Annotated in this window: 25 protein-coding genes; 7 read left to right on the top strand and 18 right to left on the bottom strand. The window is 32.8% G+C overall.

From position 1 onward, the window contains the following. Nucleotides 1-2: 2 nt before the first annotated feature. From FC70_RS06180 to FC70_RS06235, 12 genes are all read right to left on the bottom strand, one after another. Nucleotides 3-878: an L-ribulose-5-phosphate 3-epimerase gene (locus FC70_RS06180; protein WP_057890125.1), complete on the bottom strand. Its 876-nt coding sequence runs from the start codon at nucleotides 876-878 to the stop codon at nucleotides 3-5. Further along, a complete protein-coding gene (locus tag FC70_RS06185) occupies nucleotides 875-2410 on the bottom strand; it encodes an FGGY-family carbohydrate kinase (RefSeq protein ID WP_057890126.1) in 1536 nt (511 codons plus the stop codon). Before FC70_RS06185 ends, FC70_RS06180 begins: the two co-directional genes overlap by 4 nt. Before the next feature lie 30 nt (nucleotides 2411-2440). Beyond that, a complete protein-coding gene (locus FC70_RS06190; protein WP_172457050.1) occupies nucleotides 2441-3439 on the bottom strand; it encodes a hypothetical protein in 999 nt (332 codons plus the stop codon). Between the two features lie 200 nt (nucleotides 3440-3639). Beyond that, complete coding sequence (locus FC70_RS06195; protein ID WP_057890127.1) at nucleotides 3640-4644, bottom strand: substrate-binding domain-containing protein; 1005 nt, start codon at nucleotides 4642-4644, stop codon at nucleotides 3640-3642. Between the two features lie 225 nt (nucleotides 4645-4869). Continuing rightward, a complete protein-coding gene (locus FC70_RS06200; RefSeq protein ID WP_057890128.1) occupies nucleotides 4870-5844 on the bottom strand; it encodes an NAD(P)-dependent oxidoreductase in 975 nt (324 codons plus the stop codon). Between the two features lie 54 nt (nucleotides 5845-5898). Next, a complete protein-coding gene (locus FC70_RS06205) occupies nucleotides 5899-6369 on the bottom strand; it encodes a YhcH/YjgK/YiaL family protein (protein ID WP_057890129.1) in 471 nt (156 codons plus the stop codon). Nucleotides 6370-6383: 14 nt separating this feature from the next. Next, complete coding sequence (locus FC70_RS06210; RefSeq protein WP_057890297.1) at nucleotides 6384-7658, bottom strand: MFS transporter; 1275 nt, start codon at nucleotides 7656-7658, stop codon at nucleotides 6384-6386. A gap of 11 nt (nucleotides 7659-7669) precedes the next feature. Next, complete coding sequence (locus FC70_RS06215; protein WP_235804080.1) at nucleotides 7670-8101, bottom strand: NanQ anomerase/TabA/YiaL family protein; 432 nt, start codon at nucleotides 8099-8101, stop codon at nucleotides 7670-7672. A 463-nt stretch (nucleotides 8102-8564) separates the two neighbouring features. Further along, on the bottom strand, nucleotides 8565-8852 hold the full coding sequence (locus tag FC70_RS06220) for a PTS sugar transporter subunit IIB (RefSeq protein WP_057890299.1): 288 nt from the start codon (nucleotides 8850-8852) through the stop codon (nucleotides 8565-8567). Nucleotides 8853-8874: 22 nt separating this feature from the next. Beyond that, nucleotides 8875-10278: a PTS galactitol transporter subunit IIC gene (locus tag FC70_RS06225; RefSeq protein ID WP_057890130.1), complete on the bottom strand. Its 1404-nt coding sequence runs from the start codon at nucleotides 10276-10278 to the stop codon at nucleotides 8875-8877. Between the two features lie 27 nt (nucleotides 10279-10305). Beyond that, nucleotides 10306-10773 (bottom strand): PTS sugar transporter subunit IIA, encoded by a 468-nt coding sequence (locus tag FC70_RS06230; protein ID WP_057890131.1) that lies wholly within the window; start codon nucleotides 10771-10773, stop codon nucleotides 10306-10308. Nucleotides 10774-10921: 148 nt separating this feature from the next. Beyond that, nucleotides 10922-12976: a BglG family transcription antiterminator gene (locus FC70_RS06235; RefSeq protein WP_162253444.1), complete on the bottom strand. Its 2055-nt coding sequence runs from the start codon at nucleotides 12974-12976 to the stop codon at nucleotides 10922-10924. Between the two features lie 187 nt (nucleotides 12977-13163). Here FC70_RS06235 and FC70_RS06240 point away from each other — a divergent pair, with 187 nt between their 5' ends. Together FC70_RS06240 and FC70_RS06245 are read left to right on the top strand one after the other, a co-directional pair. Then, on the top strand, nucleotides 13164-13991 hold the full coding sequence (locus FC70_RS06240; protein WP_057890133.1) for a helix-turn-helix transcriptional regulator: 828 nt from the start codon (nucleotides 13164-13166) through the stop codon (nucleotides 13989-13991). Between the two features lie 77 nt (nucleotides 13992-14068). Beyond that, entirely contained in the window at nucleotides 14069-14485 is a 417-nt protein-coding gene (locus FC70_RS06245) for a hypothetical protein (RefSeq protein ID WP_057890134.1), read from the top strand. A gap of 47 nt (nucleotides 14486-14532) precedes the next feature. Here the strand turns inward: FC70_RS06245 and FC70_RS06250 are convergent, their stop codons facing one another. Next, complete coding sequence (locus FC70_RS06250; RefSeq protein WP_057890135.1) at nucleotides 14533-15447, bottom strand: prenyltransferase; 915 nt, start codon at nucleotides 15445-15447, stop codon at nucleotides 14533-14535. 144 nt (nucleotides 15448-15591) lie between these two features. Then, a complete protein-coding gene (locus FC70_RS06255) occupies nucleotides 15592-16512 on the bottom strand; it encodes an NADP-dependent oxidoreductase (RefSeq protein WP_057890136.1) in 921 nt (306 codons plus the stop codon). Nucleotides 16513-16694: 182 nt separating this feature from the next. Here FC70_RS06255 and FC70_RS06260 point away from each other — a divergent pair, with 182 nt between their 5' ends. From FC70_RS06260 to FC70_RS06270, 3 genes are all read left to right on the top strand, one after another. Next, nucleotides 16695-17105, top strand: a complete 411-nt coding sequence (locus FC70_RS06260) for a LytTR family DNA-binding domain-containing protein (protein WP_057890137.1) — start codon at nucleotides 16695-16697, stop codon at nucleotides 17103-17105. 44 nt (nucleotides 17106-17149) lie between these two features. Beyond that, nucleotides 17150-17875, top strand: a complete 726-nt coding sequence (locus tag FC70_RS06265; protein WP_057890138.1) for a LiaF transmembrane domain-containing protein — start codon at nucleotides 17150-17152, stop codon at nucleotides 17873-17875. A 139-nt stretch (nucleotides 17876-18014) separates the two neighbouring features. Next, nucleotides 18015-18677 carry a hypothetical protein gene (locus tag FC70_RS06270; protein ID WP_057890139.1) on the top strand — a complete coding sequence of 221 codons (663 nt, stop codon included), beginning with the start codon at nucleotides 18015-18017 and terminating at the stop codon, nucleotides 18675-18677. 39 nt (nucleotides 18678-18716) lie between these two features. On the opposite strand, the gene FC70_RS06275 is transcribed toward FC70_RS06270, so the two are convergent. Next, nucleotides 18717-19892 (bottom strand): cation:proton antiporter, encoded by a 1176-nt coding sequence (locus tag FC70_RS06275; protein WP_057890140.1) that lies wholly within the window; start codon nucleotides 19890-19892, stop codon nucleotides 18717-18719. A 206-nt stretch (nucleotides 19893-20098) separates the two neighbouring features. On the opposite strand from FC70_RS06275, the gene FC70_RS06280 reads away from it, so the two are divergent. Continuing rightward, nucleotides 20099-21160: a hypothetical protein gene (locus FC70_RS06280; RefSeq protein ID WP_235804081.1), complete on the top strand. Its 1062-nt coding sequence runs from the start codon at nucleotides 20099-20101 to the stop codon at nucleotides 21158-21160. Here FC70_RS06280 and FC70_RS06285 read toward each other — a convergent pair. Further along, entirely contained in the window at nucleotides 21157-21708 is a 552-nt protein-coding gene (locus FC70_RS06285; RefSeq protein ID WP_057890142.1) for a TetR/AcrR family transcriptional regulator, read from the bottom strand. The two genes, FC70_RS06280 and FC70_RS06285, sit on opposite strands and share 4 nt — an antisense overlap. A gap of 126 nt (nucleotides 21709-21834) precedes the next feature. Here FC70_RS06285 and FC70_RS06290 point away from each other — a divergent pair, with 126 nt between their 5' ends. Next, a complete protein-coding gene (locus FC70_RS06290; protein WP_057890143.1) occupies nucleotides 21835-23223 on the top strand; it encodes an MDR family MFS transporter in 1389 nt (462 codons plus the stop codon). Nucleotides 23224-23269: 46 nt separating this feature from the next. Here FC70_RS06290 and FC70_RS06295 read toward each other — a convergent pair whose 3' ends face one another. Continuing rightward, nucleotides 23270-23863 (bottom strand): NAD(P)-dependent oxidoreductase, encoded by a 594-nt coding sequence (locus FC70_RS06295; protein ID WP_083478658.1) that lies wholly within the window; start codon nucleotides 23861-23863, stop codon nucleotides 23270-23272. Between the two features lie 14 nt (nucleotides 23864-23877). After that, nucleotides 23878-24861 carry a DUF4767 domain-containing protein gene (locus FC70_RS06300; protein ID WP_057890145.1) on the bottom strand — a complete coding sequence of 328 codons (984 nt, stop codon included), beginning with the start codon at nucleotides 24859-24861 and terminating at the stop codon, nucleotides 23878-23880. Between the last annotated feature and the right edge of the window lie 43 nt (nucleotides 24862-24904).

The following is a 24904-nucleotide window of genomic DNA, read 5'->3' on the forward strand; positions in this document are numbered from 1 at the left end:
TTTTATACATCATTTACAGGTTCTTGAACAATACCAATTGTATTAAATAATTGGTCAAAGAAAAGTTTCGCTTTCATAACTTGTTCAATTGCATTCTCTTCTGAACCACACCACATTTCAATTGTTAATCCACCAGAATACCCTAATCTCTTTAAAGTTCGAAGGCAACCTTCAAAATCCACTGTTCCTTCACCAAAAGAAACATTTTTAAATTTACCTTTTGATGTAGAAGTAACTGGAAGAGTATCCTTCAAATGAACTGCAGCAATATTAGCAATATTATTTTCAAGTTCCTTAGCAACATCATTTTCGGGCCAAGCAGTTAAGTTACCAAGATCAGGATAACTTTGTAACCATGGACTTCTAACTTGAGTTTTATAATGTGCAATTTCAGTTAGAGAATTAATAAAAGGATCGTCCATTGTTTCAATTGACAACATGACACCCTTTTCTTCAGCCATATTAACACATTTAGCTAAATTTTCCACATATAATTCTCTTGAATTTACTGATTTATCTTCATAAAAAACATCATATCCAGCCATTTGAATATTTCTAATTCCCAAATCAATTGCTAAATCAATAGCTTTTTGCATCATTTCTAAAGATTTATTTCGAATATTTTTATCTTGCGATCCAAGTGGAAAACGTCTGTGACCAGATAACATCATTGTATTTATTCTAATACCAGTTTCCCACATATCATTTCTAAAACTAGCACGTTCATCACGTGTCCATTCAAGACGAGCTAATTTTTCATCACTCTCATCAATTGAAAACTCTAAAAAATTAAATTTTAATTTTTTTACTAGTTCAAAAGTATCACGCCAACTTAAATTATTTGGCAAAGCCTTTTCATAAATTCCTAATGAAATCATTTATTTTCGAGTCCTTCCTGCATTATTTTTAAATCATCCCAGGTATTATCCAAGCTACCAAGCAATTTAAGATACATTTGATACTTGTTCTCATAAATATTGGACTGTTGGCTATCAGGAATCGATTCAGAACGTAAATGCACCATTTTCTTAACTGCCTCATCTATATTCTCATAAATACCACTTCCAATAGCCGATCCAATAGCTCCCCCTAAGCCACCAATTTCAGTAGCTTCTACAAGTTGAATTGGAATATTCAAAATATTAGAGAACATCTGAACCCAAGCATCTGAATTAGTTCCTCCACCAGATAATCTAATTGCTTTGGGCTTTTTACCCAATACTTTTAAAAGTTGTTCAATATGATATCGATGTGAAAAAACTATTCCCTCATATACAGCACGCACCATAGATGATTTTGTAGTGTTACTCTGAATTCCAATATATGCACCTTCTGCATCTGGATTAACATTAGATCCATACAAAAATGGGAAAAATACTACTTTAGAAAATCTTGCATCAGTATGCAATAAAAAATCTTCTAAAATATCGTATATACTTATATTGTTTTCAGTAGCATTTTTTATTTCTTCTCCCATTAAGCTTTGTAAAGTCATCTCAAGATTCCCAGCAGATGTTGCACTTGATGCTTCTACTAAATTATCACCAGTCGGATAAATAGAATTCATTAATCCTGATTTTAAATCAGCTCGTTTATTAGATGGAAATACGTTGATATTCCAAGTACCAGCTATTACGCTAAAATAATCATCATTCAAAACTCCAGTTCCGATTGAACATGCATCTATATCAAACATACCTCCGAACACAGGAGTTTTTACATTTAGCCCTGTTTCTAAAGCTGCCTCATCTGACACGAATCCACATAATTCATCATAATTTTTTAATGGTGGCATTTTATCCATCATTTCTGGTATGTCAAAAAAATCAAACAATTTGGAATCATATTCTTTTGTTTCCAAGTTTAAGATGTTATTACCTGACGCATCTCCATATTCTTGATAAACTTCACCGGTTAATCGTGATCGTACAAAATCCTTCGCAGAAAGGACATACCCAATATTTGAATATATTTCAGGCTTGTTATTTTTAATCCAATTCAGTAAAATTGGAGATTGACTTGTCATAACATGTTGGTGACTAATAGAGAATATTTCACTTACCCGATTTTCAAAATTTGTTGCTATTTCAACTCCTCTTGAATCAGTTGATAAAATTCCATTAGTAAATATATGCTTACTATGATCAAGCATATACAGTCCCTTACCATGTCCAACACATGAAATGCCAACTATTTTTTGGGGATTAATATTTGCATCAAGAATCGCTTTTTTAATTGCATCACAAATTGATAACCAAAGTACATTCAAATCAATCTCATGAAATCCAGAGTTTTCTTCAATTCTCATAGTAGGAAACGATGAGACACCAAGTTGTTTCCCCAATGTATCAAATATTATTGCCTTTGTATTAGTTCCACCATTATCAATAGTTAAAAAATATTTATTCATAAATTTTCACCTGTCATAACTTTTATTAAATTAGCAAATTTTATACACAGCAACTTCATTTGTCTCTCGGTTAGCAGAAAATATATATTGAACTTTATCTTTTTCGTAAACCGTTACGTTACTTGGACCCACTTGTTTATCAATCAATTGGATGTTTATTTTATTATTTTCAAAATTAATAAATTCTAAATCTTGCTTTCCATCACGATATCCAAAAATAAAATATTCTTTATTACCAATTAGTCCTCCCCAAACAGCATGACCAAATGGTGTTTCTGCACCACTCCTATAAATAGAATTAAAATTTGAATCATATATTCTAGTATATGGTCCATGAAATCCTTCAATAGTAAGATATTCATCTTTACCATCATCATTTATATCTGCAGTTACAATGTCACTTGTTTCTACTGCAACTAATTGAGTTAATTTCCAATCTTCTTCTTGTGTAGGATAATCTAAACGATATACACCACTAGTACCAGTAACTAAAGAATATGCGCCCATGTTTTTATATCCATGATTTTTTGTTAAAGTAAAATCTAAATGCCTTATATTTTCAACCTGTTCTGTTTCATCATTATAGTTTCCAACCCATATCATTCCCGGATCAGTCCAATCATCTGCATTTTCTTTTGAGTTTGCAATTGAACAGCCAACAAACTGCAATCCATTTTTATTTTCTATCAAATCAAAACGATGAATATATGGGAAATCACCAATAACTGTCTGGTCCCAGTCAGTACCGTTGAATGTTTCTTTTACAATTCTGCAATTTTTTGAATTAAATCCAGGATAAAATCTCTGAGTAGCCAAAAAATTTAAAGTCCCTGGTATTTGAATCATTGTCATGGTGCCACCAACATCATCCCAAACGATTGTTTTTTTATAATTATCATTTAAGTCATATGCAAAACAAGGTTGATTTTCCTCCGAAGCAACCACTAAGAAGTCATATTCTTTATTTTTTAGACGCATAATTGCATAGCAATGGTCTAACTCATCCGAAAAAATTTTTATTGTTTTCATTAATAAATCCCTTTCAGTTATGTTTTAATCAAAAAAATTGTTAACCGCTTAACTTAAGACTTAAAAAAATTCAATTATTACCTATATTTTTATACAATAGGACAAACAAAAACCTATAATAAAAGCCCTGGTTAACCGCTTAACTATAAATCTAATTGTATTCGCTTTCTATACACCTGTCAACGCCTTTTATCCTTGTATTAGAAAGAATCTCTTAATTCCATTCTTGTTGTAACAACAATTCTTTTGGGATTATTTTCTACCTTGTTATCTGAGCCTAACTTATTAATTAGTGTTTTTACCGATGTTACACCCATATCAAATGAATCTTGATGAACACAGCTAATTCCCGGTGTCATTATTTTCATCCAGTCAAGGTCTTCATATGATCCTATACCATAATTTTCGGGGTACCTTTTATTCAATGACCTCATGGCTTGTATCAGACTAATCAAAACTTTTCCATTCATTGAAAAAAATCCAATTTTTTTATTTTTGTTTTGTATAATAATCTTATTTAACGTCTCTTTTAATTTATCAATATCATTTCCATGATTACTAATTTCCACACAGTGACTATCATCTTTATATTTAGTTGCCTCTAAAAATCCCTGATAACGAAGTAAACGTGTACTAACTTGTTCAATCGGCCACGTAATAAAATACATTTCATCATATTCTTCTTTTAACATAGTTGAAACAAAATTATTAACCGCATTAAAATTATCAGTTACAACTGTATCAATCTGTATGTTCATTGCCTCTCTATCAAGCATAACTGCATCATCATTGCTCAAAGTTTTAAAGATTGGGCTTTGTGCATCGACTGGATCAATAATCAATCCTGAAACATTTTGTCGCTTTAATTTATTTATATTTTCAATTTCTTGTGATGGATCAGAATTAGAATTAGTAAAAATAACTGTATATCCTAATATTCCACAAGCATCGTAAATTCCTGATAAAACTGTAGATGTAAATGGATTTGTAATATCAGCCACTGATACACCAATTGTTTTTGTATCATTAGTTGCTAAATCATGTGCAATTGAACTTGGAATATACTTAGTTTCTTGTATCATTTGTTCAATTTTATTTTTAGTTTTAGTAGACATCTTTGAGTAATTACCATTAAGATAATTAGAAATTGTAGCTGTTGATACGTTAACCATTTGAGCAATATCTTTTATTGTTAACTTTTCCAAAATAGTTCCTCCGACCATAATAGTTTCAAATTATATGTATTTTATTAATTAATAAGCATATAACAAACCGTCAATAAATAATTATTATATTTTTGAAACTTTATAAATACTAAAAATTTAGCTTTAATCTAAACTTTACCATTAATTTTCTTCAATGCAAAATAATATATTTTAGAAAAAAATAAAGTATTGATGTCCGAAACCATCAACACTTTATTTTATACATTACATATATTTATCAACATTATTAACCATATTAGTTGCTTTTCCATTTTCTAAAACAGAAATAATATTATTTGATGCTTCTGCAGCAATGTCAATTCTAGCCTCAAGCGTCCCTGTACCAGCATGTGGAGACATAATAACATTCTCCAACTTCCGTAATGATTCTGGAATATCTGGCTCAGTTTCAAATACATCTAATCCTGCACCTGCAATATCATGATTTTCAAGAGCTTCAACTAAATCGCTTTGATTTATCAGAGCTCCTCGAGCAGCATTTACTATATAAGCCGTATTTTTCATTTTACTAAATACGTTAGAATTGAAGACCCCTACCGTAGTTAATAATGCTGGCGCATGTAATGTAATTACATCTGAATTTTCAACCAATTCTTCAAACTTAACATATTTAACATCCAATTCTTTTTCTAAATCTTCAGTTAACCTGTGCGCATCATTATAGATAACTTTCATACCAAGTGCTTGAGCGAATTTTCCAACGGTACTACCAATTCGTCCCATACCGAAGATTCCCAAGGTCTTTCCTTGAAGGCTCATACCCATATATTTTTGTTCACTTACATCTACCCAATCACCAGAACGAACAATTGAATCATATTCATGTAAACGTCGAACGGTGGCAAGTAATAAAGCAATCGTCATTTCTGCAGTTGGCACTCTAACACCTTGCGGTGCATTAGCAACAACAATTCCTTTTTCTTTTGCATATTCAATATCTACATGATCAAATCCAACAGCATTTACTGCAATAACTTTAAGTTTTGACGCAGCATCTATTAACTCTTTATCGCCCTTAGTTCCCATTAACAATAATCCTTCATATTCACTAATATTATCTAAAATCCATTTTCGTGAATATGGTTCTCCATCTGAATACGTTACATCACATTTTTCCTGAAGATTTTGTAATCCCTGTTCAGGAATTACACCTGTAACTAAAACTTTTTTCTTTTCCATAAATTATTACTCCTTACTTAATATAAATATATTTATCATTTTTTATAAATAAATCTAGTTAATTGCAACCTTTACTACTACTTTACGATTGTGCCCAATTTTACCATCGACAACTCCATGTGCTGCATGCAAATCATCTGGATAAAAAGTCGCATAATGACGATCTGTTAACAATGCTTTTCCATGTTGTGATTTTGGATGCCCGAAAAATTGAATTTCAATCTCTGGATCATATTCACTAACTTGGTCTGCAGTCCCTTCATCTGCCCAACGAACCCATTCTGCACCCTTAATCATATAATGAATGTCTACATGTTCACGGTGCGTTTCATAATTCATTGTGTCGTATTCGCGACTATCATAACTTTGAAAACGAAGCTCAACTCCATCCGAAATTACCTTATTACCAATTTTCTCAGCCAAAAGTTCTTCAGTTGATTTAGAATCTAACCAATCTAGTGCAATTTGTATACGTTCTTGAACCTTTATATTGTTTGTATGATTTTTACTTAATCCAAATTCCATTATTAATTTCTCCTTTATTTTTCCATATTTTTTGTTGATACTGATGCATATTTATCTGCGTCAGATTCACGTACAAATAATAATGCTACAACTGCAATAAGTGGAAATACTGAAATAATTAAATATGCAGATACATAGCTACCCGTAGATGCCAAAATTTGTCCCAATAGAACCGGTGCAAGAAAAGATCCTGATTGGTTAAATGCATTAATAAACCCAGAAACAGTTCCACGTTGATCTGCAGGTGCAACTTCAACTGAAAGATTATTTGTAATAGTACTAAACATAAATGCACCAACACCCATTGCACCTGTCCAAAAATAAAGCATTGGTAAATTACCATGAGGTGTCAATGCAAAACCAATAATTGTTGGCGTAAAAATAGCCATAAAAATAGATGCCCAAACATGTCGAGACCATTTAGAGTGATCAGAAATCCATCCTGCAACAATCATAGATACAAGTGAGGTGATACCAAAAATTGACATTGCTGTTCCAGCTGTAATTACACTGAATTTTAAACTTTTAACAATAAATAAATTAGCCCAGTTAGTAACTCCCCATTTAGCTCCAGTTGCAAATAATCCTGTGATTGCTAGCATCCACACGCTTCGATTATTAATAGCTCCTTTTAATCTTGCCCATGAAGATTCTGCTTTAACTTCTCCGTTTACTCGTTTAATACCAAATTGTTGTGGAAATGGTGCATTACCTTTCAATGCAAAATATGCAAAGAATAGTGCTGCTAATGGGAATAATGCAGTTACACCCATAGTTGCTCTCCAACCGTAATGTATCATTACTGAAGGAGCATAAATATTAATAACGGTTAATCCAAATGAAGTACATGTATTAAAAATACCCGTTGCTGTTGCTCGCTTTTTACCGTCAAACCATTCAGTAATTATTCCTAAACATGCTGACAAATCTGGACCACTTACTAAACCAAGAATAAATCTTAATCCAAAACCCATCCAGTATCCATGCATAAATACCATGGCTATCATGACAATAAAATTACCAAAAACTGCAGCTAAAAGCATTTTTTTATATCCAAATTTATCTGCCAGCATTCCCCCAGGAAGTACCGATATAGCATAACCTATATAGAAAATAGTAACGTATGAGTTACCCTGTTGTACTGTAAAATGGAGTGAATCAATTGCTGTTGGCATAATAGTAGACCACGATAGTCTAGTAATAAAACTGATTAAAAATGCTAGCCAAATTCCTGCAATAATAAACATTTGCTTTGCAGTCCACTTACTTTTTAATGTCGCAGTATTCATTCCAATCATTCCTACCTTCCAAGTTTTAATACAATTTTTCTAACATGTTTTTTTTCATTTAACATTCCATTTGTTCGATGCGGCTCATGCATACCAATCAAAATAAAATCACCTTTGTGTAATAAAACTTGATTAAATCTTTTAGGTTGTTTTACATATTGGATATCTCGATCATCGTTGTAATCTGATAATGCAAAACATTCTGTATCTGGTGATACATCAATTCTTTCTTCTCCTTCAACGATGTAGTGTAAATCTAATCTTTTTTCATGGATTTCAAAATCAAATTTATCTATAATTTCAGTATCATATTCCAAAGTTTGACAATAAAATGATTCGCCTTCTTTATAACTACGTCCTAAAGGCGTTTTTTTCAAGTCAGTATTTCGTAAAAAATCAATTGCTTTTTGCAATTTATTATAATCTGCTATCTCAATAGCCATCGGATTCGAAAATAACATACAAGCATCACCCTTCCATTACATTCTTTAGTTAAACGGTTAATAAAATTAAAAAATATATACGCCCTAACAAAAAATAATTAAGTATTGATATATAACGGCTTTGTAGCATAATATGATTATATAAAAGCAATTGGTTCAAGTTAACCGGTTAAGTAACTTTTACGACTGTAATTGTATCCGCTTTCAAAAAAATAGTCAAGTATTAATTTTTACTCAAATTAAATTCACAATCAATAGTCCACCTATAATTCCAATATGTTATTGAATTTAAATAATCAAAAAAATACAGATTGTGAACATTTTTAAATTCACTAATATTTAAAATTAAATTAAAAAAACGATTTATTCTTTTTTAAAATAAAGAATAAATCGTCTATTAAAGTTAACAAAGTAAAAATATATTCAAATCATTGATTAATTGGTTATTGTCCTAATACTTTTGTTAATCTAAATTAGCAATAACTTCATCAATTACTTTTTCTGCACCAATATTAGTTAATAATGGTAATCCATTAATTACTGGAATTTTAATCTCATCATTATCATATTGTGTTGTAGTAATCGCCATATCATATTGATCAGCGAGTGACTGAACCTCTGCAACTGAAGACTGACCTAATTTATACTTAGTTTCATCAACACCCCGAGCTGTTAGTTCTTCTTGTAATTTATTCATAGCAGCGGTACTTGTAACAACGCCTGCTCCACATGCAACTAAAATCTTTTTCATTTCTTCCACCTCATATTTAAATTTAATTACTTTCAACATTTCCTTCTGAAGCTATACTCTTTTCTTCAGCAATAATTTTAGATCTATTCCATAACATTAGGACAACAACTAATACAATACAAATACTGTAAGCTAATAGCTTATGTGTTGCAATTTGAACAAAGAACCAAGGAAATGGATTTGAACCATAATCAACACTTGAAATTAATGATGATCCCTTTGGAATTGTAAATTTAGCAGCACGAGCGGCACTTGTAATTAGTGGGGCTAAATTAGTCCCTATCCACAAGCCTAAAACAACATTCACCGCGCCAACAATAAAAGCTCTAAAGAAGTCACCATGAACAACAGCTACTATAAGTGGGAACATAAACACAAATCCAACGAGTCCAATAGTTGGTAAAAATTGATTTCCTGGTAAAATAAAGGCGAATAAAACTGCAATCGGAATCATCAAAGTAGCGCAGGCAAGTACAACAGGGTTACCAATTCCAACTGCAGTATCCATACCAATGTACAATTTTCTAGTCCCAGAGAATTTCTTTTGCGTAAATTTCTGAATTTCAGCTGAAATAGGAACAACACCTTGAAGTAACAAAGCCGCCATTTTAGGTGTAATTACCATAACAGCTGATAAAGTTACACCCATCAGAGCAATTTTCCCTATTTTATCAGCCCATGACATACTTGGAACTGCTGAGTATGCAATAGCACCAATTAAAATACCAATAATAAATCCAAGCAAAGTAGGTTCGCCCCATGCACCAAATTTTTTATTAAATCCTTTAGCGTCAAGGTGAATTTTATTAACACCTGGAATACGATCCATAATCCAATTTATAATAAGTGCAACTGGTACAAATGAAGCTGCATAACCATGAGGAATCGATATACCCGGTAATCCCAAATATTTTTCAGCTAATGGAGCTGTTCTATCAGCAATAACCATGATTACAATCATATTTACACTGGCTAAGAAAAGACTTAGTACAATATCTTTTGATAATGCATATACCAACGAGCCACTAAATGCAAAATGCCAAAAATCCCAAATATCGACATTAATTGTTTGAGTAGTTTTAGTACTCAGCATAAATATATTAATTAAAATACCCAAAGGAATCATGCTAACACCAACAGCTGTGCCATAGGCAATAGCACTTGCAGAAGGCCATCCAACATCAATAACTTTTAAATTCATATGCATTACTGAAACCATATTTTTAATGGCTGGATTCATGACGTCTGTCAAAATAGAAACAGTTGCATTTAATCCAATAAACCCAATACCAACCATCAAACCACCACGTAAAGCCTTAGTAAATGGAACGCGTACAGCTAGTCCAAAAACTAACATAACAATTGGCATCACTACAGTAGGTCCCAGACCTATAATATACATAATAGTATCAATTATGTACTTCATAATATATATCTCCTTTCAACTTATCAACTACACATCAAACGACTTAAAATATTTTGAAATATGTTCGTATAAATCTTCTTGCTTATCAAGTGTTAATAGTTCTTTTAAATAATCTTGTTCTTGAAATAATGACATTAATGATTGCAATACTGTAACTTGACTATGTGGTTCTACCATTGCCAGCATAACGACAATCTGGACATCTAATGTTTGACTTTTATCACCCATATTCCTAAAAGCAACCGGCTTTTTCAAAGTTGCAAATGCTAATGATGCTTGTTTTACATACTTAACATCAGTATGTGGTATGGCTACTGTTATATCACCACTTGGTATACCAGTTGGATATTCAATTTCTCTTGCTTTTACAGCATCTCCAAATGATGAAATAACTCGATTTTGATCAAATAATGACTTTGATAATACGTCAATCACTTGATCTGATGAATCAACTTCTAAATTTGCAAATACAGATCTTTTATCAATCAAATCCATAAACCTAACCTCCTTATAATTTTTTCCTACAAATAAGTTATACTATTTTTGCAAAGGCTTACAAAGTGCAATTTCATGACTACTTATTATGCAAAGTATTCACTACATCAAAAAAGAGCCCATATGGCTCTTTTTTGATGTAGTTACATTACCCTAACGTAATATTTTTTATGATATCTTTTTTACTTTGACTATTTAGCAATAAATCTAATCTATTTTCATCTCTAATTAAATCAATTAACTGTTCTAAAATATAATCATGCTCTTTATTTTCTCCTGGTGACAAAACTAAAAATAATGAAATATTTTCTATTTGGTTTTTTACGTTTATTTTAACTGGATGACGACTTAGAATAGCCGACAAACCGACAGAATTAACTCCATCTTTAACTCCTGCATGGGCAAGCATAATTTTTTTATGAATTAACATGTAAGGACCATACATATTAACTAACTCAATAATCTTACTGCTATACTTGATCGGATCAACCGCATCACCAAGCAGTTGACAGCCGCTTTTAACAACAGTTTCCCAATTAACTGTTGAATTATCAATAATTTCAACTTTAGTACTATCAATAACATCGTTAATGCCCAAAGTATCATTTGCAATATTTAGTTTATCCTCATTTATTTTAGGATTCATATAATCAATCAATGTATTTCTTAATCCCTCTTCATCATTAATGTCAGCATATTTTGAAATTGCCCCCATCAACATATCAATATTTTCATTATTATCATGGAAAAGACTTGGAAATTTTTTTCTAAGTTCCATATGAACCCGCTCATAATTTTTCGCAGATAGTACTGGTCTCACTTGAACAACAGGAATATTAATTACATCATCTTCAATTGGAACTGTTGTAATTACCATCTGTGCTTTATTCTTCAACAGCAACACATCCCGTAACTCACCTATCTCAAGTGAACTAGAAAATTTAATCATTGGAAATGATTTACTTAATTCTTGAAGTAACATAACTGATGTTCCAATACCGCTAGAACACACAATTAAAGCATCTGCTTCTGCTGAAGTTTTTATTTTTTCAGGAATGAATAAATCTTTAACACTTTCGCTTTCTAAGTTGCGTTCTGCAGCTCCAAAATAAAGACAAATCAGAGCAACTTCGTTTTCCGGTAAAGTTTGATCAAGATACTCTTCTAGTGGTGCACAAGAAATTGCTGTATATCCAATTAATTTAGGATAATTTTTTTTAATTAATTCAATTTCATTTGATTCAAAAGGAACATTAAAAATGATTCTAAAATAAGCCGTTACAACGTGATTAGTTAGCAATCCCCAGAAAGACTCTGTATTAAATTTTTCACCAATTAGATTCTCATATTTAAAAATCATCTCAGCAGTAATAGTTTGAATTTTCTTATACAATACAGACCTTTTATTAATATTTCCATCAATAATCATCGGTAAGCAAACTGTAACTTTTGCTAACATTGCCGTTTCTTTATTTAATTGATTCTTACTCAAGATTAAATTATTTTCATTAAACAATAATTCAAAATACTTTTGAACCGTATAAATATATGGAATTAGTTTTTCATCAATTTTTGCACTAGAAATAGTTTTATTAATTGAAATACGATAAAAGCAAGCCACCACAAAAGCATTCAGAATATCCATTGACGTTCCAGTAAATTTCATGTTAACCGTCCGTTGCATATCTCTAAAATCAAACCCTTTTACAACCTGTAAACCTTCAATCCAACAAAAAAACACTTCAGATTTATTCTGTAATTGTTTTAAAATAAATTCTCTCACCACATACTCATCTGTGGCTAACTTTTTCCCTGTAGTCGTATTTATAATATTTAATTCCGAGAAATCAATATTTATTTTTTTAAAATCATGAATAATCGTGTTTCTTGATACAGAAAACCGTTGTGCTAATTTGTTTATTGATAACTCATTAGAATCCATTAGCAACAAAATAATAATTTGATCAATTCGATTAACTTGATTATTTTCTAATGATTTCATTTCAACATCTTCATTAATAACATTATACTTACTCAGTTGTTTTCTGCATTCACGAGTCAATGTGTATCCCATTTTGGGAGTACTTACAATTTTGTCTAATCCAATTTCAGCTAATGATTTATTACATTGATCAATCCGATTAAACATGGTTCTTCTTGAAATATTTAATTCATTTAAAATTTGTTTTTGTAAAATATACATATCTGTACGATACAAAATTGATAAGAGTGCATTATTTTTATCTGACTTTGTTACCTTCAACATCTTTTCACCTATAATTAATAATTATTTTACTAAAGCATAACTCTATTTATAATATATCAATAATTTTATTTTGATTATCTTAATTTTAAGTGATAGTATCATATCAAAATCTAAAGGAGTCGCTATGAATAACGAACTTGGGGAGACTATTAAAAATACTCGTACTTCACAGCATCTTTCTCAAAAAGAACTGTCACAAGATATCTGTTCACAACCGATGTTGTCATCAATTGAACATGGTAAATATATGCCAAACGCCAAATTGCTAATTCTTTTATGTGAACGACTAAATATTAGCATCGCTGAAATTAGCTTATCCACAAATTATCATATTAGCAATAATCAAGAATTAAATAATCAACTTTCCACCTTGTGTAATAATCACCATTATCAACAGTTACTTGATTTTTTAAATAATGATGACACGCTTGACTTAATCAATTCTGATTTACAAACTCAAGCCTACTATTATTATCTTGGCATTGCCCAAATCCAAACCGGCGCTGACCACAACAAAGTATTAAATTCATTCAAACTTTCATTAAGTAGTCACGAAAATAGTACCGATTCTAACACCCTAACTAGATTAACTCATGCGGCTATCGCTGTTATCAAATCAATTATCCACCAGCCTAATTCAGTAGACAAAGAAATCATGTTAGCTACAAACAAAATTGAAACTATTAACTATACTGAAAATCTAAATATCATTCCATATTTATCAGCATGTGCTGCCGCTAAATCAAGTAACTGGACTATCGCAGCCCACTGGATTAATTTTGGTATTACGTTTACTACTGCACATAATTCTCATTATATGTTAGCCAATTATTATTTTCTTTTAGCTCACGTTTCAGAGGCCACTGATGAACAAAATATTAAAATCGAATATGAACAACGATCACAAATATTTGCAGATTTATTTAACGAAAAAGTTTTCAAACAATTTTAAAAATATAAGAATACTTATTTTATCTGTTCAGCGCTTCCGATTATGATTGGGTTACAAAACCAAAGGAGGTAATATTTATGAACAAAAAACTATTTACAAACGTGGTTACATTTCAAGGGCAGTCTAATGAAGTACTTAATATTTTAACTAATCCAACTCGGTTGCTTAATTGGGTTCCAGATATCATGACGGTTGACGAAGTTGACAATACTTTTAAAATCACTCGGACTGATAACGCATTTAATCAAACGGAAATGATTACGGTAATTACAACTAATCAATCGGTTACTTACCAAAGCACCGGTGGTCGCTTAGCTTATGATTTGGTCTTCGACATCACTCAAACCGACCAAATAGTTCAGGTAAGTGAATCATTATTTGTCAATCCGGCTTCTGACAATCATCTACCACTCACTTTATTGACCCCAATTGTTAAACATGCATTTAACCAAAATTTAGATGGACTCGCTCGCATTGTTTCAATTACCAATTAACTAAAAATAGCATCTGATCAAATCCTGATCAGATGCTATCGTTTTAATTAAAATAATTTTTCTAAAATCGTGCCAATCATAAAGAGTAATACATAAACTACAATAATTTGTGAAATATTTTTAACTAAGATTCCATAAACCGTGGCTTTATCTTGATTAGTAAAAAATACTTTTGATTTTTGCCATGCTTGAAAATAAACCACCCAACTCAATAAAATTGTCACTGGTGCCAAACGAAAAAGCGCTAATGGCAACATAATAATGGCTGAGGCCCAGAACATAATCGTAAATAATTTGAAAATAGTTGGCTTTTTAAGATAATATGCTAATGTTTTACGGCCATTTTGAATATCTTCTTCCAAGTCACAAGTATTATTTGCCAATTGTAATATATAGCAAATTAAAAATGGTACTAATGAAATTGCTGCTGCTCGTAGCATTGATACCCCATCAAACTGCCATGAGTTGAGGCTTCCCAGATAGATATAAGTCATTGGAATACAAATTGCGATTGGAAATGAAACGGCAAATTCACCAAAAAAAGTTGAATTAAGTGGCTTAGGGCCAGCTGAATATGCCAAACCAATAATTACCGCTAATACTCCAATACCTAATGTGACTGGACCAGTAAAATAGGCTAATGCCAAACCACCAATTACGGGAATAATTGCTAATGAATATAGCCAAGTCTTAACTGATTTTAAATTAATTTCGTTTTTACCAATGGTACTAGTTTTGGTTTTATAAGATCCATCATCTGAAGCATGCACATAATCCATATAATTATTTTGCATATTCGTAATTAAATGAAACATAAATACTAAGACTAACGCCATTACCGCAAACGTCCAATTAAACGTTCCATAATAATAATATGAATAACTTGCGGCTAGGATCAACCACATTAAATCTAGTGGTGTCGTATATATTTCTGTAAGTTGATAAAATAATTTCGCTGTCATTATTAATCCTCCATTGATTGTTCTAGAATACCATTGATTACAGCATTAACAAAAGAATAACGGCTATGTTTCACATGGAACATTTTCAATAAAAAAACAAATACCTCATCAAGAAGTATTTGTTTATCTAATCTAAATTAAGTCTTATCGAACTAACACAATTCGACCAGGTGCATGTGATGTTTCTAAAAGTTCATGGCCATCAATTACTCCCTGCAATGTGAATGGTAGTTCTCTAAATATATCGACTTTAATCTCGTTTTTAGCCAACATTTTAGCTAACTCAATTAACGCCAGTTGATTAATTGATTCTGCAATTGGTTGAACACCAGCAACTTTAACATTGGGTTTATTAATTAGTTCAGTACTTTGTCCCACGGTTGCGGCTTGTCCATCTGGTTTAACTGCTTGATCGATTAATGCATCATTATTACCATTCATTGCTGCATTCAAAACAACGTCCGCGCGGTTAGCAAACTTAGTGCCAACCTCTTCTTGATCATATAACCCAATTTCATCGACACCTAAGTTTTTAAGTAATTGCTCATTTCGTGATGACGCAACTCCAATTACGTATGCGCCTAAAGCTTTAGCCACTTGCACAATAATAGTTCCAACTCCACCAGATGCCCCATTAACTAAAACAGTATCTCCACGTTTAACCTGGGTAAAATGAGTTAGCATATTATAAGCGGTAATCCCTGGGGTAATTAACGCAACGGCATCTTCATTAGTCACATTAGCTGGCTTTTTAACCAAATGGCGCGGCGTGGTAACCACTTTTTCTGCATATGCCGGACCAGCATGCGCAATTACAACATCCCCAATTTTAAAGTCAGATACGTTATCTCCAATTTTAATAATCTTACCAACTAAATCACGCCCTGGAACAATGGGCAATTCCCCACCAAACATCCCGGCACGTTGGGCACGTTCAAAATTATTTAATCCCACAACTAGTGTTTCAATCACAACCTGATTTTCCGTTGTAATTTCTGGATCATCAACTTCCATTTCTTGAAAAACTTCAGGTCCACCAAACGTTTGATATCCAAATACTTTCATATTTACCCCTCATTTCTGATTTACTAGTTCTACTTACTGTTAATCATAACCAACTTTGGTAAAGATGAACAACATTTCGAATCATGACTAACCACTTGGCTTAAAATATTCTCCACTTATACATAATTTATTTACAAGATTCGACTGAAATGGTGTAATAATATTTGGAAAGGAACTCCGTCATGAAAATCACATTCGAATTCGATGAAAATTTAATAGACACTGAAGTTATTATTAAGGCACCGCGTGACAGTAACTCAATCCAACATTTAGCTAAAATGTTAGAAGAAAACGCGATTTCTACGCCAAAATTAAGATTCTATAAAAACGATAGCGAGTACTATTTAAGCATCAATTCCATTCTGTTCTTTGAAACTGACGAACGCTTAGTCCACGCTCATACCGCTGATGATGTTTTCACAACCAAATATCGACTTTACGAATTAGAAGCTTCTTTACCAGATAGTTTCATTCGGATTTCTAAATCTTCAATCGTAAATACCAATCAGATTTTTGCATTAACCAGATCACTCTCAAATGTATTGATTGAATTTCAGAATTCACATAAACAAATTTACGCATCTCGGCATTAAGCCAAAACGTTAAAAGAAAAATTAAATCAAACGAGGTAAATATTATGAAATTTTTCAGAATCTTCTGGGGACTATTTTTTATTGCTGCCGCTGGTAGCTTTATCGGGACGCAAACAGGCATCATCACAACTGACTTGCCAGTATTTACAATTATTGCATCAATTGTGATTATCGCCATCTTGATTCACAGTATTTTTTCTAAAAGTATCGTTGGTATAATTTTTTCACTTGCCTTCGAGGTAATTGTCTTATCAGGTCCATTTGGATGGCACATTGGTGCCTTTACAATTTTAATCACGGCACTTTTATTGGCAATTGGAATTTCGATTATTTTTCACGACTCAAGAATCTGGCATCATGGCGAATGGATGATGCATCACCGTCGTGACATGTATCGCCATGCAATCGATCCAGACGTTGAAACTATTAATGGTACGGTTGACGGTCACGTCGAAGTTGATAATCGTTTTACCGGTAGTGTCCGTTACGTCCAAGAATCTGATTTCAAAAGTGCCACGATTACTGCCTACATGGCTGGTACTAAAGTTTATTTTGATAAATCAATTATCCAAGGCGATTCTGCCAGCATTATTTTAGATATTGATTTAAGCGGTACTGATATTTTTGTACCTGCTGATTGGAATTTAAATATTAATGTCAATAATTATATGGGTGGCATTGAAGAAAAAGGGCATGGCAATATTAACGGCCCAAAAGTTAATGTAACTGGTCGTGTGCGCATGTCTGGATTAACCATCCACTACGTTTAATCAATCATGAATTAACTAAATATCGCATAAGCTAGAATTACTATTTAATAGTTGTTCTAGCTTTTTATTTGATAACGAATTAAAAGTCAAAATATGTTAATCTAGTAGTTAATAAAGATTGCATTTAAAGGAGTCTCACTTGAAAAACGAAAATTTAGGCACTATTTACGCCAACCAACGAGCAAAATATGACAAACATGAAGGTGTCTATGCGTTAGGAACTTTCACTAATACGGATGAGTCCCAACTAACGGGAACAGCAACCCAACTATTCCCAACTGAACGGACATTAAAAAACTTTGCTACCGTATCCAAAAACGGCTATACAAAAAATAATTTTAATCGTGATCAATCAATCTATACAATTAACTCTGACGATATCCTACAAATAATGACGGACATGCTTGGTGATTCATCAATTAAAATCACTGCTGAAATCACCGAATTTTTAGAAGGCATTGGTAACCAACAACCCGAGCATATGGTCTCCGTATCACAAATTACAGCCCCAGACGATAGCCAGTATTACTTAATGCAAGCTGGCGTTTCTGCCTTAGAAGCTTCCAACAATGCCCTAAAAATTTCAGAACAAAATTACGATCATGATTTATTTACTTCATCCGAAGATAATATCAACATTATCGAAGATGCCATGCCACTATTTGTATTAGAATACGTCAATCATATCCTTGATTTAGATTTAAGTCCGGCTAAAATCCTTGAAACTTCAGATATTGGTCAAGACTTCGATGAAGCAACTAACAGCAACTTGTTATTCATCATCATTCATATGGCTAAATAAAAAATGATTCACCAATTAAATTTGGTGAATCATTTTTATTTACGCTGTGCTAACTTCGTGTTTCGCGTGTCGTTTAATCGCATGTTTTAACATAAACGGTGCAATTACTGTCGCTAGCACAATTACAATAATTACATCAGTATAATACGTTTCTGATAGTAAATGGGCTTCAAACCCAATTTGTGCTGTAATTAAAGCCATCTCGCCCCGGGAAATCATCCCCGCACCGACTAAATAGCTACTATCCAAAGTGAAACCATTCATTTTGGCACCTAAACCACAACCTAATAACTTAGTAAGACAAGCTAGAATGGTCATGATAATAATAAATGGTAGTGATTCCAGCAAGTGTTCAAATTTAATATTCAAACCAATACTAATGAAGAAGATTGGAATAAATACGGCATAACCGATTGGTTCAATTCCATGTTCAACCTTTGAATGACTTTTAGTTTGTGCTACGGCCACCCCTGCAAAGAAGGCACCAACAGCCGCACTTAAGCCAACAAATTCGGCAGCAGCAGCTAATGACAGACAGATAACTAATGACATCACCGTTTCTGAAACTTGAGACAGTAAATGTTCACCTAATCGCATTAAGTATGGCGCTAACCAGCGAACTAATAAGTATACTAAAACAAAGAATCCGGCCTGTTCCAATAATAACAAACCAATATTCGTTGTATGACCAGCAGCTTGATTGCCACCACTCATAAAGCCAACTAAGAGACTTAACATTAATACGCCAATAATATCATCAACGATCGCGGCGCCTAAAATAACAGTTCCTTCTTTAGTTTCTAAATAGTGATATTCATTCATCACTGAAATTGAAATACTGATTGAGGTCGCTGAAAAAATCGTTCCGATAAATAATGACGCTAGCCATGGAAAACCGAATGCATAGCTGGCTAATCCCATCACTGCAAAAGGAACAACTACTCCCATCACTGCAACTACCATCGCTGGTTTAATATATTTCTTCAATAGGTTAAGATCACTCTCTAACCCACCAATAAACATTAAAATGATGACCCCAATAACTTGAAATTCATTTAACAATGAATTCAAATGAACCCAACCTAATAAAGCCGGTCCTAAAATAACTCCAATTAAAATCTCTCCAACAACCCCTGGAATTTCAACTCGACGACATAAGTGAATCGCGACCTGATCTGCCAGCAGTAAACCCGCTAACGTGGCAATGAATAGCATATTTTCTCCTTTGCTAATTGAACTAACAGTTGGTTATATTGTAACAGAACCCGAATACTTTGATTAAATTACTTTAAAAATAACATTCACACCGATGTCCCGGGAAATAATTTGACTCGAAACAAAATTTATCATCACTCCTGGTTTAATCTGACTACTTAAAATAAATAATTACCATTCATGGTACAATTGCACCAGCAGTTTCCATGAAGGGATTTTATATGAACGATATCTTTAATTTCCAAAAATTATTAGAACGAGTTGAATTAACGATACTCATCATCATGGCAATTTTTGGAACAATGCCTTTATTTATCGTTGCAAGTATTTTAATTGCCAGCTTTTTAGCAATTAAAGTCTGTTTGACCACCCGATATTCTATTCAACTTAAAGGTATTCTATCAATTGGTTATTTAGCTGTAATGACGATTCAAATTATTTTCATTGCCAATGTGTCCCTTGATGAACATTTATTATTACGAATTATCGCAGCGGCAATTTTACCGCTACCCTTTTTATTAGAGTGGGCTGTGATGCGTCGTAATAATGATGTTTTCTATCTTCCTTCACTCGGTGAACTTGCCACTATCAGCTTTGACCAATTTAAAAAGAATCGTCAAATCATTCAATCTAGCGTAGTAAATGTAGGTCATGTGCTTTCAACCGATAATCTCAAAAATTTATTTGGCGACCTTCATCGTCACAGCAACTTAAACTACATCAATAATCATTCACTTGATACTGATTTTTTTAAACGCGCTGAACAGTCACTAACTGACCCTAATTTATATATTGTTATTTCAAATACTGGTAGCCCCGCCAGTGAAGTCATTGGATTGTTTACCCAAAAGCAATTTAATCATGCCAGTCTAAGTTTTGACCGTGATCTGTCGACAATCACTTCTTATAATGGTGGCGAACGAGTTTATCCGCCTGGTCTTAATCCTGAAATGCTTTCTTCACTCCATAAAAATAATCAAGCCAGCATCTTAATTTATCGACTACCTGTAACCCGTGAACAAAAAGAAATCGTCCTTGATACCATTCGTAAAATTAACACAACCGGCAGCGCCTATAACATTCTTGGTTTAGTTACAAAACACTCATTACGCCGCAACATTATGTTTTGCTCTCAATTTGTCTATCGGATGTTAGAAATTGCTGAGATAACTTATTTTGATAAATCTGCTGGTAATGTGCGTCCTACTGATTTTGTCGAACTTGATTATCATCGAAAGCTTGAATATGTTGAAGAAATTAAATTTTAACTTTTACTTTGTATTTGATATTCTGCTTCAATTAATTGTGCCATCACCACTGGTGATTCTTGGCAATCATTTTTAATCCACTGTCTGATCACCGCTCCTAATCCAGCTATAAAAAAGTTCATTCGATACTCACGAGCTTGCTTAGATTGAGATAGCTGGGGCATTTTTAATTTTGAAAAAGTTTGTAATTTTTGTGAATCAACTAATGAAATACCTGAATGATAATTTAAATAGACTGCATAAAAGACCCGATTGTTTGCGACAAATTCAAACAATTTTGTAATGGCATCTACAAAATTACTCAAATCAGGTAATAAAATTTCATCAATCATTACTACCACTTCTTGCTGCTTTTTTTCTTGAATATGAGTGACTAAATCATTAATATCCGTAAAATGTGCATAAAAGGTTGTCCGATTTACTTGAGCAATCTCGCAAATTGCTTTAACCGTTATCTTATTTCGTAAATCAGTCGTGAGCAATTCTAAAAAAGCTTGTTCAATTTTAGCTACTGAATTAATTCCTCGTTGATTATCTTTTGTATTCATTTACTCCTCATTTCTTTTGTTATTAACCCAACATTCGCCATCAAATTGTTGATTGAACTACTTTTTAAGACGTGTATAGTATTTAAAGCAACAAACGTTGGATTAATAATTGAAGGATGGTACTATATGCGCGATAAACAACGAACTTGGATTTTCATTAATATAATAATCACTGTCATCGCCTCAACTATGATGGCAACCGCCCTCACTACTGCCTTGCCAGTAATGATTACAGAATTTAATATTTCTGTTACTACCGGACAATGGCTAACCAGTGGCTATTCGCTTGCCATGGGAATCGTTATGCCTCTAACCGCTTTTTTAATTACTCAATTTCCAACCAAAAAGCTCTATTTAACTGCGATTGTCTTATTTATTGTTGGCCTTTTAATCGCTGTACTTGCTCCTAATTTTACCATCCTCATGATTGGTCGTCTATTCCAAGCCTGTGGTAACGGAATTTTATCAGCCATGGCACAAGTAATCTTGCTGACCATTTACCCGCCTGAACGTCGGGGTACTATTATGGGATGGTACGGATTATCAATTGGCGCAGCTCCGGTTATTGCGCCCACAATCGCCGGAGTTATTGTCGATTACAGTGGATGGCGAATGATTTTTTACGTCGTTATCGTTATCATGATTTTATCGTTTATCGTTGCATCTTTGGCATTCAAAAACGTTTTAGAAACGCGTAAAAAGCACTTTGATACCCTTTCATTTATGATTAGTGCCATTGCATATGCAGGCATTACCATTGGAATTGGTAATATCGGCACTTACAAATTTATTTCAGCTGGCGTTTTATTACCAATTTTGCTTGGTATCATTGCGATTGTCATCTTTGCTCGTCGTCAATTAAGTCAAGCTGATCCATTCTTAGATTTACGTATTTTAAAGCATCGTGCGTTTACCCTTAGTTTAATCGGCAGCATGTTATTGTATTTCGCTATGATGGGATCTTCAATTATTTTGCCACTTTTAATTCAATCGGTAGAAGGATTTTCAGCCACCGTCTCAGGTTTAGTAACCTTACCCGGATCTTTAGCAATGGCAATTCTCAGCCCATTTGCTGGTAAAATTTACGACCGTTTTGGCATTCGTAGATTATTTATCACTGGTAGTCTCGGACTTATTATTAGTAATCTTTGCATGGTATTTATCAATATCAACACTTCATTACTTATGATTGCTAGTTTTAATATCATCCGTAGTTTGGCAATCGGTTGCTTAATGATGCCTTTAATCACTTGGGGTATGAGTAACTTTTTACCAGAAATGATGGCTCATGGAACTGCTTTATTAACCTCACTTCGAACCATTGCCGGTGCTATTGGGTCAGCTATTTTTGTTAGTCTAATGACTTTTGTTACTAATAATTCTCAACATTTATCTGCTCAAGGTGCTGCTATGCATGGTGTTAATGCAGCCTTTCTTGGTATGACTTTTGGAGCAGTCGCCTTATTCATTGTTGCGTTATTACCGATTAAAAAAACAAATACTAAATCTAAATAAATATTTCCAATCAAAAAGCAGACCAAATGGTCTGCTTTTTTAACTTTTAAAATTGATTAACTGCCCATTGTGGCTTTTTTCCTTGTAATACTCGATCAATTTCAGAAGCGGCATCAACCGCCATTCGATTTTTAGTTTCAACGGTATTAGAAGCAATATGCGGTGTAACCAACACATTTTCCAATTCAAACAATGGACTATTCATCGCTAACGGTTCTTCGTCAAAAACATCTAATCCAGCAGCCGCAATTTCATTAGTTCTTAACGCCGTTACTAACGCATCGGTGTCAACAATTGGGCCACGCGCTAAATTAACAATCATCGCCGTCGACTTCATACTTTCAAACTCATGTGTACTGATACTACCACGAGTTCCATCCACTAATGGTAAATGGATTGTTATAATATCGGACTTTTCAAAAATTGTTTCACGTGAAACTAGCTCACCAAATTCAACATCACTAGCATGAGGATCAAAAATTAAGATATTAACTCCAAATACTTGTAACATTGCAGCAACCATTTGACCTATACGACCAAAGCCAAGAATTCCAACGGTTTTATTTTTCAAATCAATTCCTTGATGGGTCTTACGATAATCCCAATTACCTTGTCGCATCTGATAAGAATCATTATACATTTTGAAAAACTAAATCATTGAGAATACCCAAGTGATATCGCATCATCAGTTGTCGACTTAAGTGTTGTAAAATCACTATCACTTTGGATAAATTTAGCTATCAAAGCATCTTTTCCATACACACGTGGTTCATACTCTAATGGTTTAGTAACCTTATTTATTACACTTACAATTGTTACGCTATTACTATCAATACTTTTTTCAATAGCTACAGAAAATGCTGTTGACAAAGAAAAAATTCTTCCTCTTTCGTCTGATTTAATGTATAACGCCGGTGTGTAATCAGATAATGTATCAAAGTTGATATTATGCAAATCTAAGTATGCAAGCATGTACCATTCATCATCTGAAATCTTGGATTCATATGGATTACTAGAAGATGAAATTTCACTAGACGTTGATGAACTATTTTCACTACTTTGTTCGGAACTCGACGAACTTGATTTCACCGTCTCAATTTGCTTGCCATCGACAACATTTTTAAAATTATCAACTAAATCATCATTTTTAGATTTCGAAAAATCTAACGTTTCACTGTCATCATCAGTTTCTAAAACAACTGGTGTACCGTTATGCATCGTAAATAAATACAAAGTTGGATCATCATCATTTGTCGGTGCATCAGTATATGCTGATACAATCTGATAATCTTTGGTTCCGGTCCCTTTAATTGACCACGCAACCGTAACTTTTTTATCATTCACCGTCAGCTTAGTATTTTTTAAATTAGTTGGAATTGTATTGTGATAAAATTTTATTTTTTTACTATTAGTGGCTTGTTCATAATCACTATCCCACTGATTCATAAACTGATTCAACTTTTTATCTTTAGTTTTATTCCAAGAATTTTTTTGCTGATGAACAGCAGTTTCGTTTTTATCACTACTTGTGTGATTACCATAAAATAATTTATATCCTCCAAATCCCAGACAAACTACAATTACTAATACCAATCCCATAATTACCCAAATATTTTTTCGTTTACTTCCATGTTTCATAATACTTCCTCCAAAGATTAATTCCCTATTTATCACAATTATT

Source organism: Paucilactobacillus oligofermentans DSM 15707 = LMG 22743 (assembly GCF_001434315.1).
Taxonomy (GTDB): Bacteria; Bacillota; Bacilli; order Lactobacillales; family Lactobacillaceae; genus Paucilactobacillus; species Paucilactobacillus oligofermentans.

Excerpts from the sequence above, each read along its gene's own strand:
- FC70_RS06220 (WP_057890299.1), bottom strand. The coding sequence starts at position 8,852 with ATGAAAAAGATTTTAGTTGCATGTGGAGCAGGCGTTGTTACAAGTACC.
- FC70_RS06265 (WP_057890138.1), top strand. The coding sequence starts at position 17,150 with ATGAAATTTTTCAGAATCTTCTGGGGACTATTTTTTATTGCTGCCGCT.
- FC70_RS06200 (WP_057890128.1), bottom strand. The coding sequence starts at position 5,844 with ATGGAAAAGAAAAAAGTTTTAGTTACAGGTGTAATTCCTGAACAGGGA.
- FC70_RS06260 (WP_057890137.1), top strand. The coding sequence starts at position 16,695 with ATGAAAATCACATTCGAATTCGATGAAAATTTAATAGACACTGAAGTT.
- FC70_RS06240 (WP_057890133.1), top strand. The coding sequence starts at position 13,164 with ATGAATAACGAACTTGGGGAGACTATTAAAAATACTCGTACTTCACAG.
- FC70_RS06185 (WP_057890126.1), bottom strand. The coding sequence starts at position 2,410 with ATGAATAAATATTTTTTAACTATTGATAATGGTGGAACTAATACAAAG.
- FC70_RS06230 (WP_057890131.1), bottom strand. The coding sequence starts at position 10,773 with ATGGATTTGATTGATAAAAGATCTGTATTTGCAAATTTAGAAGTTGAT.
- FC70_RS06250 (WP_057890135.1), bottom strand. The coding sequence starts at position 15,447 with ATGACAGCGAAATTATTTTATCAACTTACAGAAATATATACGACACCA.
- FC70_RS06290 (WP_057890143.1), top strand. The coding sequence starts at position 21,835 with ATGCGCGATAAACAACGAACTTGGATTTTCATTAATATAATAATCACT.
- FC70_RS06180 (WP_057890125.1), bottom strand. The coding sequence starts at position 878 with ATGATTTCATTAGGAATTTATGAAAAGGCTTTGCCAAATAATTTAAGT.
- FC70_RS06280 (WP_235804081.1), top strand. The coding sequence starts at position 20,099 with ATGAAGGGATTTTATATGAACGATATCTTTAATTTCCAAAAATTATTA.
- FC70_RS06245 (WP_057890134.1), top strand. The coding sequence starts at position 14,069 with ATGAACAAAAAACTATTTACAAACGTGGTTACATTTCAAGGGCAGTCT.
- FC70_RS06300 (WP_057890145.1), bottom strand. The coding sequence starts at position 24,861 with ATGAAACATGGAAGTAAACGAAAAAATATTTGGGTAATTATGGGATTG.
- FC70_RS06215 (WP_235804080.1), bottom strand. The coding sequence starts at position 8,101 with ATGGCTATTGAGATAGCAGATTATAATAAATTGCAAAAAGCAATTGAT.
- FC70_RS06235 (WP_162253444.1), bottom strand. The coding sequence starts at position 12,976 with ATGTATATTTTACAAAAACAAATTTTAAATGAATTAAATATTTCAAGA.
- FC70_RS06190 (WP_172457050.1), bottom strand. The coding sequence starts at position 3,439 with ATGAAAACAATAAAAATTTTTTCGGATGAGTTAGACCATTGCTATGCA.
- FC70_RS06255 (WP_057890136.1), bottom strand. The coding sequence starts at position 16,512 with ATGAAAGTATTTGGATATCAAACGTTTGGTGGACCTGAAGTTTTTCAA.
- FC70_RS06225 (WP_057890130.1), bottom strand. The coding sequence starts at position 10,278 with ATGAAGTACATAATTGATACTATTATGTATATTATAGGTCTGGGACCT.
- FC70_RS06210 (WP_057890297.1), bottom strand. The coding sequence starts at position 7,658 with ATGAATACTGCGACATTAAAAAGTAAGTGGACTGCAAAGCAAATGTTT.
- FC70_RS06285 (WP_057890142.1), bottom strand. The coding sequence starts at position 21,708 with ATGAATACAAAAGATAATCAACGAGGAATTAATTCAGTAGCTAAAATT.
- FC70_RS06275 (WP_057890140.1), bottom strand. The coding sequence starts at position 19,892 with ATGCTATTCATTGCCACGTTAGCGGGTTTACTGCTGGCAGATCAGGTC.
- FC70_RS06295 (WP_083478658.1), bottom strand. The coding sequence starts at position 23,863 with ATGTATAATGATTCTTATCAGATGCGACAAGGTAATTGGGATTATCGT.
- FC70_RS06205 (WP_057890129.1), bottom strand. The coding sequence starts at position 6,369 with ATGGAATTTGGATTAAGTAAAAATCATACAAACAATATAAAGGTTCAA.